Raw genomic sequence first — 18661 nt, 5'->3', positions numbered from 1 at the left:
ATCTTTTTTCGCCCCCGGTAAAACCCAGCAGAAAAGCGGCCCCGGCGTTTTTTGCCGGGGCCGCTTTTGAGGCCCGATCTTCCGCTCAGGGCAGGTCAAACGTACCCATCTGCTGCTGCTCGCCGTACTCGTCAAACAGCAGCTGCACCCTGCGGTTCTCCATCTCCTCCGGCCGCACGGCCAGCACCAGCCGGACCGTGGTGCTGGTGCCGATGGGGGCGACCGGCCGCAGTGCGAATTGCGCGCTGTCATCGCCGCTTACCACCTGAACGGCATATTTATTACCCGATTCCGGCCGCACCGAAAACCAATAGGAATCCAGCTGCAGTTCCCGTTCGCTGTTGTTGGCAAGCTCGAACTCCAGCTCGTAATACTCGCGGGCAGGGTCATAGCTGGCAAGCTCCTCCTCGCTGAGGGCCCGGAGCGCAAAGCCGCTCGGACTCAGGTGCCAGGCCGTTCCCCGGCCCGCGTCCTTTACCGCGCCGTAACCAGCAAAAAAGCCCGCCAGCACCGCCGCCAGCAGCAGGGCGGCCAGCACCCAAAGTACCACAGCCCCCCGTTTTTTACCGCTCATTCCCGGTCACCTCCCTCTTCAAAGGCGACCGGCACGCCGGTCATCTGCACCGCCGAAGTGCGGTAATCCCGCCCCATGAGCTGCGCCTGCAGCCAAAGCGTCGCGTCCTTTGCCCCCTCTGGCACCGCAAAATAGATCCAGCCCTCCGCCATCGCGGTCCCGCTCAGCTCATACACATCCAGCACCTCGGCGGCAAGCTCGGGATATACCGATTCCATGCGGTATTCATCGATAGGCGCATAATATGTATCCCCAATCTGCAGGTAAACCGCGGCCTCCCAGCTGGCGTAGTCCTTTTGTTTTTTCGCCTCGCACCACACCCGCACCACACCGGCGCCTGCCGGGGTGCCCGCAAGCCCGTTCACCCACTCGGCGGCTCCCACGGTTACCTGCCGTTTCAGCGGCCCCAGGGGAAAGGCCTCGTTCTGCTGCGCCTGGGCAGTACCGGCGGCCTGCACAAAGCCCTGCGCTTTTTTTGCCGCCTTTGCGGCCCGGGCCGCCAGCGGAAACGCCGCCAGCTCCACCAGCAGAAGGATCGCCAGCACCGCGCACAGAATGCCCGGCAGCACGCCCGTGTGCACCGGCTTTTGCCGGGTTGCGGCGGGCGGCGGCGCATACGCCGGGCCGGCCGCCGGGGCAGCCCCGGCAGGCATTCCCTCGGGCTCGGGGGGCTGCCATGCGGGCATGGAAGGCCCCCCCTGCGCCTCTTGCTGTTGCGCCGCGGAATCGTTGTAACGCCCGCAGTAAGGGCAAATGCCCCCGCACAGCAGATCGTCAAAGCGCTGGCCGCAGCCGGTACATAAGATCTTCACGCTCTTTGCCTCCCCTCAAAAATCTGCGGGGGCCGCCCGGGCGGTTGCTCCGTCCCAGGCCGCCCCCGCGTCGCCTTTGCAATTTTTACGCCTTTACCTTTTTGGCGCTGTAGGTGTTCATGGCGCCCTGGTCCAGCTGATGCTCCGCAGAGGCGCCCTGGGCCCGCAGCTCCTCTTCCAGTTCGCCGGACTTCATGGCCGACAGCGCGCTGGAGCGGATGCTGTCGATGGTGTAGTCGGCGGTGAGCACCGTTTCCTGGCGCACCAGCACCAGCAGGCTGCTGCCAATGTTCACCACGGTGGCCTCGCCGGGCTTCGCATCTTTCATCGCCGCGGCCGCCTCCTCGCCGTAGTAGCTCATCTGGGAGGGCGAGAAGATGGTGTTGCCCAGGCTCGAGGCGAGCAGGTTGGCGCTGTACTCGCTGCCGCTGATCTCGCTGGCTTTTTTCAGGGTGTCCTCGGCGATCTCCTCCAGGCTCTTGCCCCCGTTCACCTGGGCGGCGGCCTCGTCGGCCAGGGTGCGCATCTTGGCGGTCTGGTCCTCGGTGAGCATCACATAGTTGGTAAAATCGATGATGGGCAGGGTCAGGTAGTCGGCCCGCAGGTAGTTCTGCTCCACCCACTTGGCCAGCTCGTCGTCGGCCACGGCCGCGCCGCCCCCGTTTCCATAGATCATATCCAGCAGGGCGTCCTGCTTTACAATGTTGGCCACATGGCTTTTCAGGCTGGTGCGCCCAATGCCGTTTTTCTCATAGCTCTTCTGGCTCTGGGTCCAAAGGGTCTCGGTCTGGCTTTCCACCGTGGCCTGCTGCTCCTCGGTCAGCTCGCCCCCCAGCTCGGCGAACCGGGTTTCCACCGCCGCGTACAGCTCGATAAATTTCAAGGTTTCCTCGGCAATGTACTCGGCGCCGGTTTGCTCGCTGTCCTTGATCTTGCTGGTCAGGACCTTCTTGGAGTCCTCCACCCTGGTGGCGGCCTGCTCGTAAGCGTTATACTGGGCCAGCAGATACACGCCCGCCGGGATCTCCACCCCGCCGATGCTGCCCACCGTGGCAGGGCTCTTGATGGTGCAGCCGAACAGGCTCACGCACAGCAGCGCCGCTGCGGCAAAGGCCGCGGTCTTTTTCATTCTCATGGTCGTTTTATTCCTTTCCTGGGCGGCGGGGCCCGTGGCCCCGCCGGAACGCCCTTGTTGCATGTTTTCCATTATAGTGCCAAACACGTTTTTTTTCAATTGAAAATTGTGCAAAAGCGCTCATTCCGCCCTGCCCTGCCCCTCGGGGGCGGGCCCCAGCGCCTCCAGCACCGCGCGCAGGGCTTCCACGGGGTCGTCCCCGGGCGCCAGCCGCACCGCCAGATACGGCTTCGCGCTGGTGTTCACCGTTATTCGGCCGGGCAGCGCCGCAGTTGCAGCCTTGATGCGGGGCAGGGGATATCCGTCGGAATAGAGCAGCAGCGCGTCCCGCTTCTGGCCGATCTCGTATACCCCGGCCCGGGCCGCGGTGACCCGCACCAGCGAAATGTCCACCAGGCCCGCCACACTGGCGGGCACGTCGCCGTAGCGGTCGATCAGCTCGTCCAGCACGTCGGCCGCGTCCTCTGCGGTTTCAATGGCCGCAATGCGCTTGTATGCCTCGATGCGGCCCGCTGCCTCGGGGATATAGCCCTCGGGGATATAGGCGTCCACCGTGATGTCCAAAAGGCAGTCGCTTTTGTCCGGCGCGGGCGCCTCCCCCTTTGCCAGCGCAATGGCGTTGTTCAGGATCTTCACATACAGCTCGTAGCCCACCGCCTCCATATGGCCATGCTGGCTCTGCCCCAACAGGCTGCCCGCGCCCCGGATCTGCAAGTCCCGCATGGCGATGCGGAAGCCCGAGCCAAAACTGGTGAACTCCCGGATGGCCGAGAGCCGTTTGGCCGCCACATCGGTGAGCACCTTGTCCCGCCGGAAGGTAAAATAAGCGTAGGCCTTTCGCCCCGAGCGCCCCACCCGGCCCCGGATCTGGTACAACTGGGCAAGGCCCATATGGTCGGCGTCCTCAATGACCAGGGTGTTGCAGTTGCGCACGTCCACCCCCGTTTCGATCAGGGTGGTACACACCAGCACGTCAATGTCGCCGTCCAGCAGCTTCTGCCATACCTTTGAGAGCTCGGCCTCGGTCATCTTGCCATGGGCGATGCCCACGCGCGCGCCCGGCGCCATTTGGGCCACCCCTGCGGCACACCGCTCAATGCTCTCCACCCGGTTGTGCAGGTAATACACCTGCCCGCCCCGGGCCAGTTCTTTTTTAATGGCCTCGGCCACGATGGTCTGGTCGTACTCCATCACATAGGTCTCAATGGGCTGGCGCTCCACCGGCGGCTCCTCGATGGTGCTCATGTCCCGGATGCCGCTCATGGCCATATTCAGGGTGCGGGGAATCGGGGTGGCCGAGAGGGTAAGCATATCCACCCCGATGAACGCCCCCTTGAGCTTTTCCTTGTGCTTGACCCCAAAGCGCTGTTCTTCGTCGATGATTACCAGCCCAAGATCGTGGAACTTTACGTCGTCGGATAAAAGGCGGTGGGTGCCCACCACAATGTCCACGGTGCCGTCCCGCAGCCCGCGCAGCGTTTCCTTCTGCTGGCCCGGCGTGCGAAAGCGCGACAGCAGCCCCGCCTTTACCGGAAAGGCCTCCATGCGGGCCAGGATGTTGTTGTAATGCTGCCAGGCAAGAATGGTGGTAGGCGCCAGGATGGCGCACTGCCTGCCGCCCATAATGCACTTGAACGCAGCGCGCAGCGCCACTTCCGTTTTGCCCACGCCCACGTCGCCGCACAGCAGCCGGTCCATGGGCCAGGGCCTCTCCATATCCTTTTTAATCTCGGCGGCAGCCGTGAGCTGATCGCCGGTTTCGTCGTACTCAAAGCGGGTTTCAAAATCCCGCTGCCAGTCGTTATCGGCCGGGAAGGCGTATCCCTTGGCCTGGCGCCGTTTGGCATACAGGGCGATCAGCTCCTGTGCCATCTCAGCCGCCGCGGCCTTTACCTTGCGTCGGGTCTTGGTCCACTCCGTGCCGCCCAGGCGCGCCAGCTTTACCTTGTCTGCGTCTCCGGGGGCGGTGTAGCGGCTGAGCAGGTCCAGTTGGGTGACCGGCACATACAGGGTGTCGCCCCTGTCGTAGCTGAGCTTCAGGTAGTCCTTCACAACCCCCTGCACCTCCAGCCGCTGGATGCCGGTGTACATGCCGATGCCGTGATTCTGGTGCACCACATAATCGCCGGGGGCAATGTCGGTCAGGCTGGAAAGCGCGTTTTTGTCCTTTTTGCGGGCGGGCTTTTTTTCCGCCGCCTCCCCCGCCCTGCGGCCGGTGAACAGGGCATACTTTGCAAAGGGATATTCCGCGCCCGCACTGGTATGGCCGGGCCGCACCGCCACCACCCCGGGGCCGGGCACCACGTCCTTCGCGGCGGTGGCAGCGTAGCCTCTGGCCGCCAGATCCCGGGCCAGGGCCTGCGCTGCGCGGGGCGTGCCCGCCAAAAGATCCACACAGTAGCCCTGTTTCACCAGCGGGTCCAGATCCTCGGCCAGGGCGCCCACCTCGCCGCTGAAGGGCGGCAGCGAGTGGGCCGGCGCGTTCACGAGATCCTTTAAGTGCAGCTCGGGCAGGGTGCGGGCAAAATTTTCGCAGCAGATCGAGGTTTCTTTTTGGGCCGCAGCCAGCAAAAAGGGCAGATCCTCATACAGCACATCCAGCCCCGGGCAGAGCACCCCCTCTTCGTACAGGCCTTTCAGCTCCTCACTCCGGCGAAAGGCTGTCGCCCGCTGCGCCTCCCGGATGGCGCTGGGCTCCTCCAGCACCAGGACCGGGTCGGTGAAGTAATCCAGCAGGGTGGCGGGCTTTGGGTAGCGCAGAGCCAGGTATTTATCCAGCGCCTCGGGCACAACGCCCGCGTCCAGCTGGGCAAGGTCCGGCTGCATCGCCCTTTCCATGGCCGCCCGCCGCTGGCCCTTTTGTGCGCCCAGCGCGCTGCGCAGCGCGGCCGCTGTGGCCGCCGCGTCGCCGAACAGCACCTCGCGCGCCGGGCTGATGTGCAGCTTTTTCAGCGGTTCGTCCCGCCGCTGGCTCAGCAGGTCAAAGCTGGCCAGGGTGTCGATCTCGTCGCCCCAGAACTCGGCCCGGGCCGGCGCCTTTGCATCCGGCGGATACACGTCCAGAATGCCTCCCCGCACGCTGAACTGCCCCGGCCCTTCCACCTGGCCGCGCCGGTGGTAGCCCGCCGCCGCCAGGCGTGCTTCCAGCTCCTTCAAAGGGATGGCCATGCCCGGTTTCAGGGTCAGGGTATTGGCACAGAACTCGGCCCGGGGCACGGTGTACTGCAAAAAGGCCTCGGCCGGGGCGCACACGGCTTTCAGCCGCCCGCCCACAAGGTCGCCCAGCACCGCAAGGCGCCGGTACTCGTATTCCCTGCCGGCCCCTTCGAGGGGCCGCAGCACAAAATCCCGGGGCGGGAACACCGCAGCGGGCAGGCCGAACGCGGCAAGATCGGCCGCAAAGCGGGTCGCCTCGGCCTCGCCCGCAGTAACCACCAGCAGGCTGCGGCCCTCGCCCGCGGCCAGCAGGGCCAGCAGCTGGGCGCGGCCCGCCGGCGGCAGGCCGAACAGCGCCGCGGGGCCCTTGGCCGCCAGGCCCCCCTGGATCTTTTGGTATTCAGTGGAGCGTTTCAGGGTGTCGAACATGCATTTTACCTCACGCGTCGCAGATTTTCGGGCAACAGGCAGCGCCCCGCCGGGACCTGCCCGGCGGGGTACACAAAATCAGAGATGTTTCTATTTTAGCCTCTCCCAGGGTCAAAAGCAAGCAAAACGCGTCGGAACCGGGGCCGGTTTCATTTCTCAGGCAGCCGCAGCGCGCCCCACCTGCCCTCTGTTTTTACCCACAAAAGGCCGCCTTGGGCGGGGGCCGCATCCTCCACCTGCCCAAACGCCAGCAGCACACTCCCGTCTGCGCGCAGCACGCCGGTTTCGCCGTTCTTTTTCACCACCACGCATCCCCCGGTGCAGGGAGCCGGGTAGCTTGCCTCCCCGCATACAGGGCCGCCCGCAGCCTCGCTCCACTGCCAGCGCGGGCCCCAAAAGCCCTCGTATTCGCAGGGGATCACCTCGCGGCCCTCGCTGTTCACATAGCCCCATTTGCCGCCCTTCTGCACAGCGATGAGCTGCGGCCCCGCCATGCCAGCGTTCTCGTACACAAAATCCGTGAGCAGCCCGCCCGCGGGGGAAGCCACCGCGTACAAGCCGTTTTCCTCTGTCTCGATGGGATCATGCTCGGCCCCAAAGCCGGTTTCGGCCGGTTCGTACCGCACGCCCCGCCGAACGGGCAGCAGCGCCGCAAAGGGATCTTCCAGCTCCGCCAGCGGCATCTCCCAAAAGCTGCCCTCGTTGATCTGGATCCGCAGAACCTGCCCGGCCTCCTGATCCCAAAGGTACCAGCGCGCCCGCCCGCCGTGGCCCACCTCCATCCTGAAAGTGCTGCCCAGGGCGGCAAGCTGCGCGTTGTATTCCTTCTCCTGTTCCCCGCTGTACTGCGCGTCCGGGCCGTACAGGTGACCCATGCCGCAGCGGTACGGCTGGTGGGGGAACACCCCTTCCAGCGCCAGGCGGCCGTCGGCAGTGTCCAGCACAGCCCAGCCGCTCTCGGTTTTGGCCAGGTAATACCCCGCCTCGCCCGGCGCGGTGCAGGCTGTGCCCTCCTCCATGGGGTCGGCGTCCAGCACCGGCTCCACCCTTTCAAACTCATACCGGGGCTCAATGGCCCACACAAAGCCGTCCAGCGCGCCTTCCTTTCCCCCGCAGCCCGCCAAAAGCGAAGCCGCCAGCAACAAAACTGCACAAAAAACCGCCCACAGGGTTCGTTTCATAAAGTACGCCTCCTCCCCTGCCGCCTGCGCGGCAGCTCAAAAGCCTGTCACCTCTGAAACGTTTCCCCGGGCGGGTTTTATTGCATTTTCAGCCGTTGTGCCGGTTCTGCGCCTCGCCAAGGCGCCCTGCCAGGATCAGCTCCACCGCGTCCCGCACGTCGGGGTACCGGGCTTCAAAGGCCTTGCGGTCCGCGCCCGCCAGCTTGCCCAGCACCCAGGCCGCCAGATCGTATTCCGGGTTCGGCTTTTCGCCCACCCCCAGGCGCACCCGCGGAAACTCCTGGGTTCCCAGCCGGGCAATGATGTCCTTCAGGCCGTTGTGCCCGCCGGCCGAGCCGCCGGGGCGCACCCGCACCTTGCCGGGGCTTTGGGTCACATCATCGCACAGCACCACCACATGCCCGGCCGGGATCTTGAAAAAATCCGCCGCCGCACCGATGCTCCGGCCCGACAGGTTCATAAAGGTCTGGGGCTTGAGCAGCACGATCTTCTGCCCGCCCACGGCCGCCTGGCCGTAAAGCCCCTCGAATTTTGCCTTGGTCACGCCGGCGCCCCACTCCCTTGCAAGGTAGTCCAGCGCGTCAAACCCCGCATTGTGCCGGGTGCCCTCGTATTTTTTGCCCGGGTTGCCAAGGCCGGCCACCAGCCAGTCGGCCCCGCCGGCCTGCTTTTTAAAAAACATGTGTCTTCTCCCCTTTTGGCCCTGCGCCTGCCGCCCCGGGGGCGGACCGCACAGCCTGGCCGTAATCTTACCCATTTTAAGTTTAACGTGTTTTCTTCCGTTTGCAAGGGGAAGCTGCTCCCCGGCGCGGATTTTTGGGTCAAATTTGCGCATGAAAAAACAAAAACCGCTGGCTTTTCCCGCCTTGGTCTGCTATAATATTAGCCGTATGAGCCACAGTCACCAAGCGTTCTTTCATGCGGGGCTTCCCCGCGGAACGTGAGAAATATATGGAGGTAGAGAATTTTGAGTAAAAAGAAGTATCTTTATCTGTTCAGCGAGGGCAACAAGGACATGCGCGAGATCCTGGGCGGCAAGGGCGCCAACCTGGCCGAGATGACCAACGCGGGCATGCCTGTGCCCCAGGGCTTCACCATTTCCACCGAGGCCTGCACCCAGTATTATGAAGACGGCCGCCAGATCAACGACGAGATCATGGCCGACATTTACGAGTACATCGGCAAAATGGAAGAGATCACCGGCAAAAAGTTCGGCGATCTCTCCAACCCCCTGCTGGTGTCGGTGCGCTCTGGCGCCCGCGCCTCCATGCCCGGCATGATGGACACCATCCTGAACCTGGGCCTGAACGACGAGGTGGTGGAGGGCCTGGCCGCCAAGACCGGCAACCCCCGCTTCGCGTACGACAGCTACCGCCGTTTCGTACAGATGTTCAGCGACGTGGTCATGGAGCTGTCCAAGAGCGATTTTGAGGCGATCATCGACGAGATGAAGGAAGCCAAGGGTGTGAAGCTGGACACCGAGCTGGACGCCGACGACATGAAGAACCTGGTGACCAGGTTCAAGGCCCTGTACAAGAGCAAGATGGGCAGCGACTTCCCCTCCGACCCCAAGACCCAGCTCATCGAGGCCGTCAAGGCCGTGTTCCGCTCCTGGGACAACCCCCGTGCCAACGTGTACCGCCGCATGAACGAGATCCCCTACGACTGGGGCACCGCCGTGAACGTGCAGGCCATGGTGTTCGGCAATGGCGGCGACACCAGCGGCACCGGCGTTGCGTTCACCCGCAACCCCGCCACCGGTGAAAAGGCCCTGTTCGGCGAGTACCTCATCAACGCCCAGGGCGAGGACGTGGTGGCCGGCATCCGCACCCCCAGCCCCATCTCCCATCTGGCCGAGCAGATGCCCGAGGTCTACAACCAGTTTGTGGAGATCGCCACCAAGCTGGAAAACCACTACCGCGATATGCAGGACATGGAGTTCACCATCGAGGACGGCAAGCTCTACATGCTGCAGACCCGCAACGGCAAGCGCACCGCCGCCGCCGCGCTCAAGATCGCGGTGGACCTGGTGGACGAGGGCATGATCACCGAAAAAGAGGCTGTGCTGCGGGTGGAGCCCAAGCAGCTCGACAGCCTGCTGCACCCCCAGTTTGACGCCGAGGCCATGAAGAACGCCGAAGTGACCGGCAAGGGCCTGGCGGCCAGCCCGGGCGCCGCCTGCGGCCAGGTGGTCTTCACCGCCGAGGACGCCAAGGAAAGCGTCGAGAGCGGCAGCATGAAAAAGGTCGTTCTGGTGCGCCTCGAGACCAGCCCTGAGGACATCGAGGGCATGGCCGTGGCCCAGGGCATCCTCACCGTGCGCGGCGGCATGACCAGCCACGCCGCCGTGGTGGCCCGCGGCATGGGCACCTGCTGCGTGTCCGGCTGCGGCGAAATCGTGGTGGACTACGCCAAAAATGAGTTTACCCTGGCCGGCAAGACCTACAAGCGGGGCGACTGGATCAGCATCGACGGCTCCACCGGCAACATCTACGGCGAGGCCATTCCCACCGTGGACGCCTCCATCAGCGGCGATTTTGGCCGCTTCATGGCCTGGGCCGACTCCTACCGCCAGCTGGAGGTGTTCGCCAACGCCGACAACCCGCGCGACGCCCAGCAGGGTGTGGATTTCGGCGCCGAGGGCATTGGCCTGTGCCGCACCGAGCACATGTTCTTCGAGGCCGACCGCATCAAGGCCGTGCGCGAGATGATCGTGGCCGAGGATGTGGAGGGCCGCAAGAAGGCCCTCGCCAAGATCCTGCCCTACCAGCAGGGTGACTTCGAGGCCATGTACAAGGTGATGGGCGAGCGGCCCATGACCATCCGTTACCTGGATCCGCCGCTCCACGAGTTCCTGCCCACCAAGGCCGAGGACATCGCCGAGCTGGCCCAGGATCTGGGCATCACGGTGGAGCACCTGCACAACGTGATCGACAGCCTGCACGAGTTCAATCCCATGATGGGCCATCGCGGCTGCCGCCTGGCCGTCGCTTACCCCGAAATTGCCGAGATGCAGACCACCGCGGTCATCAACGCGGCCATCAATGTGAGCCGCGAGACCGGCCTGCACATCGTGCCCCATATCATGATCCCCCTGGTGGGCGAGGTGAAGGAGCTCAAGTTTGTCAAGGACGTGGTGGTCGCCACCGCCGACAAGCTCATCGCCGAGGCCGGCATGGACATGAAGTACGAAGTGGGCACCATGATCGAGATCCCCCGCGCAGCCCTCACCGCCGACGAGATCGCCAAGGAGGCCGAGTTCTTCAGCTTCGGCACCAACGATCTGACCCAGATGACCTTCGGCTTCAGCCGCGACGACGCGGGCAAGTTCCTGAACTACTACTACGAGAACAAGGTCTATGAGAGCGATCCCTTCGCCCACCTGGACCAGAACGGCGTGGGCAAGCTGGTGGAAATGGCCGCAAAGCTGGGCCGGTCCACCCGCCCCGAGCTGGGTCTCGGCATCTGCGGCGAACACGGCGGCGACCCCACCAGCGTGGAGTTCTGCCATAAGGTAGGTCTGGACTACGTGTCCTGCTCTCCCTTCCGCGTGCCCATCGCCCGCCTGGCCGCCGCACAGGCCGCCATCAAGAACCCCCGCTGAGCCGGTAGTTGATTTGTAAAACAGGGTGTGCCGCAAGAGCCGTGTTGGGCCTGCGGCACACCCTGTTTTTTGGTGTAAAGCAAAAAGTGCGGGCGCTGCATGCAGCGCCCGCACTTTTATCCGGAATTTTTTCTTGCTTCGCAATAAAAAGCTTATTCAAAATAGCTCTGCCCCTCGCCGCTAAAGCGGCAACCGGGGCAGATAGCCAAAAAACAGCTTTCACTGCGTTCCAGCAATTATTCTGCCTCAGCCCGCGCCCCGTTTTTTGCTGCCTTGCGGTCTTTTTGCTTTGCCACAAAGCTCGTCAGCATGGGCGTGAGGAAGGAAGTGATGAGCACCGACGCCGCCACCTGGGCCGTGGCGATGGGGGCCACGGCGGCATAGGCCGGGTCCACCGCGGCCAGCGCGCCGGGGTTCGACACCCCGCTGGCAGCCGTGCTGGAGATCGCGGCGCCCGCAATGCCGCTGCCGCCGGTGAGCTTGTCGGCCAGCACCGTGACCCCGCCCACCACGAACACCGTGACCAGCCCCAGCAGAATGCCGGACAGCCCGCCCTGGAACAGCTGCTGGATGGACATGCCGCACCCCAGCGCAAAGCCCACCACAATGATGCTGGGCGTCACCCCCGCCGACAGGGTCTTTTTAAACCAGGCGGACAGGTTGCCCAGCGCGATGCCGATGATGAGCGGCAGGATGGAGCCCACGATGGACCACACCGAGATGCTGGCCAGCCCCGCCGAGCTCAGGGCGATCATGGTTACGGTGGGCCCCACGCTCAGCGAGGTGATGGCCACCGCTCCCTTCACCGCATCGTCGTCGTACTGGGCCACAATGCCCGAGTAAAGGGCGTTGTTGGCCACCGACACCGCGCTGATCACCGCAAGGGACGAGAGCCCCAAAAAATTGTCGTTGCACAAAAATGCCACGCCCAGCCCCAGGAGCACCGAGAGCGCCACCTTTGTACCAATGACCACCGCACCGATCTTAATGGCTTTCGGGGTGCTGCGCACATCAATGGTGGCCCCCAAAAACAGCAGGAACACCCCCACCAGCGCGCTGGTCCCGTTCACGATGCCGGTGAAAAAGCCGCCGATCTGCAGCACCTGCGGCACAAAGGAATTCAGCACAACGCCGATCAGCATCGGCACAACAATGGTGTCGCCGGGGAACCGCTTGAATTTTATCTTTTTCATAAAGCCACGCGTCCTCATTTCGCTTTTTCGCTCAATCCAGCACGATGCCGCCGTCGCAGTCGCCGATCTCCCCGTTCACAAAGCTGGCGGCCTCCGACGCAAAGAACAGGATCATCTGTGCGGGCTCCGAGGGGTCGGCTGCGCGGCCCAGGGGGATCATCCCGATGACCTTCGCATTCTTTTCGGCGTCCTCGGCCAGGCTGCGGGTCATGGGCGTTTTGGTGAACGAAGGGCACACGGCGTTGCAGGAAATACCGTATTTGCCGCCCTCCTTGGCAATGGCTTTTGTCAGGCCGTTCACACCCGCCTTGGAGGTGGCGTAGGCCGCGGTGCCCAGCAGCCCGCCCCCGATTTTGCCGGCCACCGAGGATACGTTCACGATGCGCCCGCCCTTCTTTTCCATAAAGTAGGGGTAGATGGCGGAACAGGTGGTAAAGGTCCCGGTCAGGTTGATGCGCAGGGTGCGCTCCCATTCGGCGTCGGTGAGTTCCTGGAACGGAACCTTGGAAATCACGCCCCCGCAATTGATCAGCACATCCACCCGCTCAAAATCGCCCAGCACCCGGGCCATCACCTCGCGGATGTTCTCCGGGCTGCCAAGATCCATGCGATAGGCAGAGCAATTCCCCAGCTCGGCGGCCGTTGCCCTGGCCCCCTCCTCGTTGATGTCCAGGAGCACGGCATGACCGCCGCCGTTCACAACGCCTTTTACAATTTCCTTGCCGATCCCCTGTGCACCGCCGGTCACGAGAACGGTTTTTCCCACAAAGTCAAACATATTGTTTCCTCCTGCATTGCTGCTTCGCCACGGAGCTGTGCGGCGGCAGCCAACTCGATAATTTATTAACTATCAGCTCTCTGATGCCGATTATAGCATTGATTCCCGCCGAAAAAAATGTTACGATAGCCTAAAATGCAGCTGTTTGATTGTGCTTATAGCCTAAAGGAGAAATTCAATGGAACAGGTGGAGAAATGGCGGCTTGTCCAGGCCGCATTGGAGGGCGAGAGCCTGGGACAAATCGTGGAAAAAGCGTCGCTGTTTTTGAGCAGCCCCCTCGTGATCATCGGAAACACAGGCAACATCGTGGCCCATTCCACCGCCCTCACCGCGCCGGACGAGATCTGGCAGCAAGCGGTGAAACGCGGCTATATCACGCTGGAATTCTCGGCAACTCTGAGCAGGTGGGATCAGCTTAAAGACAAAGGGGCCCGCTATGAATGCATGACCGTGAGCCAGATCAACGGGCGGCGGCGGCGTTTTTATCGCCTCATGATGCATTCACAGCTTCTGGGATATATGAATGTCACCGAGGCAGGTGAGGCCTTTGATTCCACCGGCGAAGAGGAATACCATTTTGTGGCCCAGCTGATCGCCAAGGAACTCTACACCCAGCTAAAATTCAGTGACTTGGGGCGCAAAACCCAAAACGAGGATATTTTGCTGGACTTGGTGAACGACAGGTTCGTGAACCGCGGCCATTTTATCGATTGCCTGCGCACCAGCAGCCTGCGCACTGATGTCGAATATCGGGTGCTCTGCGCCGATCTGGCTGATTTTTTGTCCTACAATGCCGGCAGGGATAGCTTTAAGTTGGAGCTTCTCGAGTTCTTTCCTGGCGGAACCATCGTCATTTCCGGGCAGGCGCTTGTCATGCTGGCACAAACAAAGCACTGCGATCCCGCAAGCACAGAGCGCTTGAAAAAATTCGACGGGTATCTCAAAAAGAAAAAGCTTGTCTGCGGCGTCAGCGACCCGCTGCGTGACCTCTTCGCCTTCAGGCGTTACCGCGAACAAGCCCTCAACGCAGTCCGTCTGCGGCAGTATCTGATGGAAACCCAGCGGAATTATGTTTTTTACGACGAGGTGAAGGTGTACGACCTTCTCTCTCAGATCCCCCGCAGCGAACTGATGTACTACTGCGGCCGCCAGGCATATGAGCTCTATCAGTACGACCAGGCCCAGCAGACCTGTTATCTCAACACGCTGATGGTCTATCTGCAGACCAACCGCAGCGTCAATGCGACCGCGCGTTATCTGCATGTGCACCGCAACACCATCAACTACCGCATTTCCAAAATGCGCGAATTGTTCCAGCTTGACCTGGAAAGCTTCAGCGTGACCAACCAGATCCTGCTGTCCTGCCAGCTCATCAAGTTGATGGAAGGCCCCCACTCCTGATTTTTCGCTGCGGAGCGTCTCCGCTCTTTTTTCGAAAACGGAAAGCCTTTAGGGGAATACATTCTATCTATAACACGATCAGATGCACTGTCACGTGGCCTTTCAAGCGACAAGTTGGATTGCTTGTACAAAAACGGCAAGAGTGCTATACTCTAATCACTAAATTCCAAATATGGAAAGCGAGGGAATCAGAATTGAATCAATATATACCAGAACAATTGATGCCCAACGTAGCTGTCCAGCCCTGTAGTGACCCTGCATCACTTTAGCATTTGGAAAAAACAATAAAAACGGATATTATACTTGAAGATGTTCTAAGCTTTATCAGCAGCACTACCCGGAATGTCCTTGAAAAAGAGTATCCGGAAGGAAAGTTTCGCTTATGGGGTACAAAGGCAAACAAAAGTTTGCATGAATGGGAAAAGCTGCACAAAGGGGATATTATCCTCTTCTACGGCGGGAAAGCAGCGGGCTTTAAATTTATCTATAAAGCGCAGGTCGTCCATACAGTCCGCAACGCCGAGTTGGCCAAATTTTTATAGGGCAATGATGCGGAAGGCACTACCTGGGAATGCATCTATTTTATTAAAAATCCGGAAAAGATTGATCTTGATCGATTCAAATATAACAAGGCAATGGGGTATGATATGAAAAGCTCCATTCAAGGTTTCCGGGTGCAGTCCCCGGAACGCTCTTTGATCCTTCAGCAAAATTTCAATCTTTGATATAAACACAACTCTCTTCGCGGGGCGGAAGGCGCGGCGGCACCGCAATATTTTGCCGTGTTTGACGAGCTGATCCTGCAAAATAAGCACGATTTCTTTTTCCGAGGCCGTTCTCGCCGCCCACCGCTTGACCGCGTGCATGCCCTGCTTTCTTTCGTTTACGCCTTGCTGGCAAACGAGTGCGGCGCTGCCCTGCGCGGCGACCCCGACGCTTATCCGCCCTTTTTGTGGAAGTGAGTGGCTTATGCTGGTTTTGATCACCTACGATGTAAACACGGAAACGGCTGCCGGGCGAAAGCGCCTGCGAAAAGTCTCCAAACTATGTGTCGACTATGGGCAGCGGGTTCAAAACAGCGTTTTCGAATGCAAGCTTGATGCCGCACAATACGCAGCAATCAAACATCGTTTAGAGGGTCTGATCGACCCGGCAACGGACAGTCTGCGTTTTTACAATCTTGGCGACCGCTATCACACCCGCATCGAACATGTCGGCGCACATCCCGGGTACGACGCCGAGGGTGTTTTAATGGTGTGATCCGCCTTTGTGCGAAAGGCAAGCAGACATAAAACGTCGCACCTTGTAAAAAGCAATTATCCCCTCTACCCTGCTTTCTTTTCCCTCGCCAACCTTTAATATTTTAAAAACATCTATAGCTTTCAAAGAAATTTATCCTTCTTGCACATTTAGAGTTGCTCTTTTTTGTGCAACTTTGCTGTCGCCCTCCGCGAGGAGGGCGTGGATAGAAATTGCTCTGCGATCTCAAGGCAGCCCTCGAGGGCGTGGATAGAAATCATGATAATGCGCGCTTCCACCTGCTCGAACAAGTCGCCCTCCTCTCAGAAAGTGCTCCCCAAATACAAAGTCCCCCTTCCAATCCTGTGGCTTTTCCCTTGTTTGAGCCCTGCCTTATAAAATTTCTTCTTTTTGCTTTTCTTTTTCCTTTATTGCCCGTATGATAATAGAAAAAGGAAAGTTTCGAAAAGGAGACCGCCCATGTTGACCTGTTCCATCGTATATTCGCTGGCGGCGCTGGCATTTTTGCTGGCCACGGCATACTGCCGGCCGCTGGCGCGCTATTATCCTTGGGGCAAGGCGGCGGCCAGCCTTGGTTTTTTGCTGGTGGCTCTGTGTCGTTTTTCCGGATCTGCCCACGCTTTGGGGCTGCTTCTCTGCCTTTTTTTGTGCGCGGCAGGCGATGTGCTGCTGGGGCTGGCAAATGCCCATGCGGGCTTTTTCAGCCGCTTTTTTTCTGCCGGCGCTGTCTGTTTTGTGTTGGCCCACGCCGGCTTTTGCCTTTTATTCGGCTTTACCTCCGGCTGGCGCCCTTCACAATTTCTTTTGCCCGCATGCCTGGTAGGCGCGGCAGCCCTGGCCGCGCGGGACAAACACCGCTTTCGGCTGCGGCGCATGGCCGCGCCCGCGCTGTTCTATTCCTTTTTTGTGGGCTTGATGTGTGCGCAGAGCGTGAGCTATGCCCTGCACACCGGTGTCTGGCTGGCGGCTGTGGGCGGCATCCTGTTCCTTATCTCAGACTGTGTGCTTTTATTTTTGTATTTCTACTATAAAAAGCGCCGGGCGTTCCGGGCGCTCAATCTGATCACCTATTATCTGGGGATGTTGTGCCTCGCTCTTGTGGTGTAGATCCCTGGTCATCAAAAAAGCGCCTGCCCGGGCTGTAATGCCCGGGCAGGCGCTTTTCATATTTATCTTTCAAACCGGTCCGCCATAGCGCGGCGCTCCATGCCGGCAATGTGTTCCATGCGGGGGTAAGCGTATTCAAAAAAACCCCGTAATGCTTCACAATAATAGTTCCGTTCTTTCCCCACCCAGTCGCGGCGGCAGCCGCCCCCGCACAGGGGCAGCCACTTGCAGCCCCCGCAGGCCGCCGGGTGGCCGCAGCCCGCCTCGCAAAAACGGCGCGCCGCGGGCGCCGCGGCCAGTTCCTCCAGGCTCTCCGCGTTCAGGTTGCCCATGCGCCACTCGTCCAGCACAAAAAAGTCGCAGGGGTACACGCTTCCGTCGCCCTCGACCACATAATACTGCCCGCAGTCACCCCGGGTGGCGCAGGCCCCCGCCGGGCGGCCGGCCAACAGGTGGACGTAATCGTCGAACAGGCGCACGCTCACATACTGCCCCTGCTCCCAGTCCCGATACCAGACCTCGAACACATCCTTCAAAAACTGGCCGTACCGGGCGGGCGTAAGCGAAAAGGGCCGCCGCCCCCGCTCTTCCCCAAGGGGATCCAGGCAGGGGATGAACTGCAGATAGCCCACCCCCAGCTTTTTCAGGCTTTGATATACCGCCTGGCCGCGGCGGGCCACCGCCCCGGTAACCACGCACAGCAGGTTCGTTTCCACCCGGTGCTTTTGCAGCAGCGCCAGCGCCCGTGCCGCCTGGTTCCAGGTGCCCCGACCCTTGGGGTCCAGCCGGTTTGAATCGTGCAGGTCCTTGGTGCCGTCGATTGAGAGCCCCACCAAAAAGTGCTCCTTGGCAAAAAAACCGGCCCAGGCCTCGTCGATCAGGGTCCCGTTGGTTTGGATCGAGTGCTCCACCACAAGACCCGGCTTTTGATACTGCCGTTCCAGCTGCACGAACCGCTCAAAAAAGGGCAGGCCCCGCAGCATGGGTTCCCCTCCCTGAAACGCAAAGCTCACCCGCCGTTCCGCGCTTGTCATAGCTGTACGCACCAGCCGTTCTAGGGTGGCCTCGCTCATAAGGCCCAGATCCCGCTCGGCCCGGTGGCCGGCCACATCCTCGTAAAAGCAATAGCTGCACCGCAGGTTGCACCGGCCCGTGGCCGGCTTGATGAGCATGGAAACCGTGTGCACGCGCACTTCCCCCTTTTTGGTTTGTATTGCCCCGCTTTGCCGCGCGGCGAACGGCCGCAGCGGCGCGCAGGATCCCCCTCTTTATTTTTCGGGCATGTCTGCCTGGCGCCGGGAAGAGCGGCCGTTTTTTTTGTCCTGATACATTGCCCGGTCCGCCGCCTCCAGCAGGGCGGGCAGGGTGGCGCCGTCGCGCGGGCAGGCCGCGCAGCCCGCCGCCACCCCCAAAAACTCGACCCCCGGCGGGGGCTCTACCCGCAGTGCCCGAATCTCAGCCAAAACTCCTTCGCGCCGGGTAAAGCAAACGAACTCGTCGCCGGAAAATCGGAAGGAGACAACCCCCTCGATCTCTTTCAGGGCCCGGGCAAAGGCACACAGATATTCGTCGCCCACCGCGTGGCCGTGGGTATCGTTGATCGATTTGAAGCGGTTGAGGTCGAGAAAAAGCACAAAAAACGGCTCCCCCGCCTCCAGCAGAGCGGTGGCATGATCCCGCAGGGCAAGCCGGTTGCCCAGCGCTGTAAGGCGGTCTTTAAAGGCCAGCTCGCTGAGCTGCCGCTTGTCGCCGTCCGCCCGGATGTACGAGACCATGAGCCGGTAGGTGAGCACGATAAAGTAGATCAGCAGCAGATACACCGCCAGGCGGCGCAGCTGTGAGCCGCCAATGACCATGACATTGTTATAAAAAAGGATCAGGAAGAAACCGGCGATGCTGTAGCGGATGAGCAGGTTTTTTTGGTGCGGCCCCGCCTGCCGCACACAGGGGACCACAAGCCGCCGCGAAAACCGCAGATATACCCCCAGGCTGGCGGCGTAAAACAGGGTCTCGGCCAGGAATACCGCCAG

At 61.3% G+C, this 18661-nt stretch carries 16 protein-coding genes; 5 read left to right on the top strand and 11 right to left on the bottom strand.

Annotation, left to right across the window (positions count from 1 at the left end):
* Positions 1 to 85: 85 nt before the first annotated feature.
* From ACMLHZ_RS04675 to pth, 6 genes are all read right to left on the bottom strand, one after another.
* Positions 86 to 574 carry a hypothetical protein gene (locus tag ACMLHZ_RS04675; RefSeq protein ID WP_418666632.1) on the bottom strand — a complete coding sequence of 163 codons (489 nt, stop codon included), beginning with the start codon at positions 572 to 574 and terminating at the stop codon, positions 86 to 88.
* Complete coding sequence (locus ACMLHZ_RS04670) at positions 571 to 1386, bottom strand: hypothetical protein (protein WP_418666631.1); 816 nt, start codon at positions 1384 to 1386, stop codon at positions 571 to 573. The genes ACMLHZ_RS04675 and ACMLHZ_RS04670 overlap by 4 nt, the downstream gene beginning before the upstream one ends.
* 85 nt (positions 1387 to 1471) lie before the next feature.
* The gene (locus ACMLHZ_RS04665) at positions 1472 to 2521 is read right to left on the bottom strand and encodes a hypothetical protein (protein WP_418666630.1); all 1050 of its coding nucleotides are present in this window, start codon (positions 2519 to 2521) and stop codon (positions 1472 to 1474) included.
* A 120-nt stretch (positions 2522 to 2641) separates the two neighbouring features.
* The gene (mfd, locus tag ACMLHZ_RS04660; RefSeq protein WP_418666629.1) at positions 2642 to 6106 is read right to left on the bottom strand and encodes a transcription-repair coupling factor; all 3465 of its coding nucleotides are present in this window, start codon (positions 6104 to 6106) and stop codon (positions 2642 to 2644) included.
* A gap of 149 nt (positions 6107 to 6255) precedes the next feature.
* Positions 6256 to 7287 carry a WG repeat-containing protein gene (locus tag ACMLHZ_RS04655; RefSeq protein ID WP_418666628.1) on the bottom strand — a complete coding sequence of 344 codons (1032 nt, stop codon included), beginning with the start codon at positions 7285 to 7287 and terminating at the stop codon, positions 6256 to 6258.
* Positions 7288 to 7375: 88 nt separating this feature from the next.
* Positions 7376 to 7969: an aminoacyl-tRNA hydrolase gene (pth, locus tag ACMLHZ_RS04650; RefSeq protein WP_418666627.1), complete on the bottom strand. Its 594-nt coding sequence runs from the start codon at positions 7967 to 7969 to the stop codon at positions 7376 to 7378.
* Between the two features lie 285 nt (positions 7970 to 8254).
* Between pth and ppdK the strand changes: the two genes are divergently transcribed.
* Complete coding sequence (gene ppdK, locus ACMLHZ_RS04645; RefSeq protein ID WP_418666626.1) at positions 8255 to 10891, top strand: pyruvate, phosphate dikinase; 2637 nt, start codon at positions 8255 to 8257, stop codon at positions 10889 to 10891.
* Between the two features lie 236 nt (positions 10892 to 11127).
* Here ppdK and ACMLHZ_RS04640 read toward each other — a convergent pair whose 3' ends face one another.
* Both ACMLHZ_RS04640 and ACMLHZ_RS04635 read right to left on the bottom strand, forming a co-directional pair.
* On the bottom strand, positions 11128 to 12084 hold the full coding sequence (locus ACMLHZ_RS04640; RefSeq protein WP_418666625.1) for a 2-keto-3-deoxygluconate permease: 957 nt from the start codon (positions 12082 to 12084) through the stop codon (positions 11128 to 11130).
* A gap of 31 nt (positions 12085 to 12115) precedes the next feature.
* On the bottom strand, positions 12116 to 12862 hold the full coding sequence (locus tag ACMLHZ_RS04635) for an SDR family NAD(P)-dependent oxidoreductase (protein WP_418666624.1): 747 nt from the start codon (positions 12860 to 12862) through the stop codon (positions 12116 to 12118).
* Between the two features lie 178 nt (positions 12863 to 13040).
* Here ACMLHZ_RS04635 and ACMLHZ_RS04630 point away from each other — a divergent pair, with 178 nt between their 5' ends.
* The 3 genes from ACMLHZ_RS04630 to cas2 all read left to right on the top strand — a co-directional run bounded on the left by ACMLHZ_RS04630 (position 13041) and on the right by cas2 (position 15524).
* Positions 13041 to 14264: a PucR family transcriptional regulator gene (locus ACMLHZ_RS04630; RefSeq protein ID WP_418666623.1), complete on the top strand. Its 1224-nt coding sequence runs from the start codon at positions 13041 to 13043 to the stop codon at positions 14262 to 14264.
* A gap of 782 nt (positions 14265 to 15046) precedes the next feature.
* Entirely contained in the window at positions 15047 to 15226 is a 180-nt protein-coding gene (locus tag ACMLHZ_RS04625) for a CRISPR-associated endonuclease Cas1 (RefSeq protein ID WP_418666622.1), read from the top strand.
* 7 nt (positions 15227 to 15233) lie between these two features.
* Positions 15234 to 15524 (top strand): CRISPR-associated endonuclease Cas2, encoded by a 291-nt coding sequence (gene cas2, locus ACMLHZ_RS04620; RefSeq protein WP_418666621.1) that lies wholly within the window; start codon positions 15234 to 15236, stop codon positions 15522 to 15524.
* A 149-nt stretch (positions 15525 to 15673) separates the two neighbouring features.
* On the opposite strand, the gene ACMLHZ_RS04615 is transcribed toward cas2, so the two are convergent.
* Entirely contained in the window at positions 15674 to 15814 is a 141-nt protein-coding gene (locus ACMLHZ_RS04615) for a hypothetical protein (RefSeq protein ID WP_418666620.1), read from the bottom strand.
* 169 nt (positions 15815 to 15983) lie between these two features.
* Here ACMLHZ_RS04615 and ACMLHZ_RS04610 point away from each other — a divergent pair, with 169 nt between their 5' ends.
* Positions 15984 to 16631 (top strand): lysoplasmalogenase family protein, encoded by a 648-nt coding sequence (locus tag ACMLHZ_RS04610; protein ID WP_418666619.1) that lies wholly within the window; start codon positions 15984 to 15986, stop codon positions 16629 to 16631.
* A gap of 62 nt (positions 16632 to 16693) precedes the next feature.
* Here ACMLHZ_RS04610 and ACMLHZ_RS04605 read toward each other — a convergent pair whose 3' ends face one another.
* Both ACMLHZ_RS04605 and ACMLHZ_RS04600 read right to left on the bottom strand, forming a co-directional pair.
* Entirely contained in the window at positions 16694 to 17818 is a 1125-nt protein-coding gene (locus ACMLHZ_RS04605) for an anaerobic sulfatase maturase (protein WP_418666618.1), read from the bottom strand.
* An 81-nt stretch (positions 17819 to 17899) separates the two neighbouring features.
* Positions 17900 to 18661 (bottom strand): GGDEF domain-containing protein (locus ACMLHZ_RS04600; protein ID WP_418666617.1); only part of this gene is annotated, 762 nt, incomplete at its 5' end.

This window comes from Allofournierella sp. (genome assembly GCF_048388525.1).
Classification (GTDB): Bacteria; Bacillota; Clostridia; order Oscillospirales; family Ruminococcaceae; genus BQOK01.
Note: the sequence above shows the minus strand (reverse complement) of the source record. Positions and strands in the feature narration are given on the sequence as shown.